A 1,611-nucleotide genomic window follows, 5' to 3' on the forward strand; every position below is an offset into this window, starting at 1 on the left:
CGGCAAGGTCGAACAGGGCATTCCGGAGGACGACCCGCGCAATGCCGCGACCATCGCCGACAATGTGGGCGACAACGTCGGCGACTGCGCGGGCATGGCGGCCGACCTCTTCGAGTCGTACGCCGTGACCTTGGTCGCCGCGCTGATCCTCGGCTCGGCGGCCTTCGGCGACGCCGGACTCGGCTTCCCGCTGCTCGTGCCGGCGATCGGGGTGATCACCGCCATGATCGGCATCTTCGCGGTGGCGCCCCGGCGCGCCGACCGCAGCGGCATGAGCGCCATCAACCGCGGGTTCTTCATCTCCGCGGTGATCTCGCTGGTGCTGGTGGCGGTGGCCGTCTTCGTCTACCTGCCGGGCAAGTACTCCGAGCTCGACGGGGTAACCGACGCCGCGATCCTGGGCAAGGACGGCGACCCACGGGTTCTTGCGCTCGTCGCGGTGGCGATCGGCATCCTGCTCGCCGCCGTGATCCAGCAACTGACCGGCTACTTCACCGAGACCACCCGCAGGCCTGTGCGGGACATCGGCAAGAGCTCGCTCACCGGCCCGGCCACCGTCGTCCTCGCCGGTATCTCCGTGGGTCTGGAATCCGCCGTCTACACCGCCCTGTTGATCGGTCTCGGTGTGTACGGGGCGTTCCTGCTCGGCGGCACGTCGATCATGCTGGCGCTGTTCGCGGTGGCGCTGGCCGGCACCGGCCTGCTCACCACGGTCGGAGTGATCGTCGCGATGGACACCTTCGGGCCCGTCTGCGACAACGCGCAGGGCATCGCGGAGATGTCCGGCGACGTCGAGGGCGCGGGCGCGCAGGTGCTCACCAACCTGGACGCCGTCGGCAACACCACCAAGGCGATCACCAAGGGCATCGCGATCGCCACGGCCGTGCTCGCGGCGGCGGCGCTGTTCGGGTCGTACCGCGACGCGATCTTCACCGGCGCGCGGGACGTGGGCGAGAAACTCAGCGGGGAGGGCGCCCCGATGAGCCTGATGATGGACATCTCGCAGCCCAACAACCTCGTGGGTCTCATCGCCGGAGCGGCGGTCGTCTTCCTCTTCTCGGGGCTGGCGATCAACGCCGTGTCACGATCGGCGGGTTCCGTGGTCTACGAGGTGCGGCGGCAGTTCCGTGAGAAGCCCGGGATCATGGACTACAGCGAGAAACCGGAGTACGGCAAGGTCGTCGACATCTGCACCAAGGACGCCCTGCGCGAGCTCGCCACGCCCGGTCTGCTGGCCGTCATGGCGCCCATCTTCATCGGGTTCACGCTGGGCGTCGGAGCGCTCGGCGCGTTCCTGGCGGGCGCAATTGGCGCGGGCACGCTGATGGCGGTGTTCCTCGCCAACTCCGGTGGCGCCTGGGACAACGCCAAGAAACTCGTCGAGGACGGCCACCACGGCGGCAAGGGCGGCGAGGCGCACGCGGCGACCGTGATCGGAGACACGGTCGGCGACCCCTTCAAGGACACGGCGGGGCCCGCGATCAACCCGCTGCTGAAGGTCATGAACCTGGTGTCGCTGCTCATCGCGCCCGCGGTGATCAAGTTCTCTTACGGCCCGGACAAGAGCATCGGGGTGCGGATTCTGGTCGCCGTCCTCGCGTTCCTCGTGAT

General features: G+C 68.8%; 1 protein-coding gene. It reads left to right on the forward strand.

What is annotated here, in order from left to right:
- Positions 1-1,611 (forward strand): sodium-translocating pyrophosphatase (locus ABZ281_RS48665; protein ID WP_356665189.1); only part of this gene is annotated, 1,611 nt, incomplete at both ends.

The sequence above is a fragment of the Streptomyces sp. NPDC006265 genome (genome assembly GCF_040613555.1).
In the GTDB taxonomy this organism is placed as follows: Bacteria; Actinomycetota; Actinomycetes; order Streptomycetales; family Streptomycetaceae; genus Streptomyces.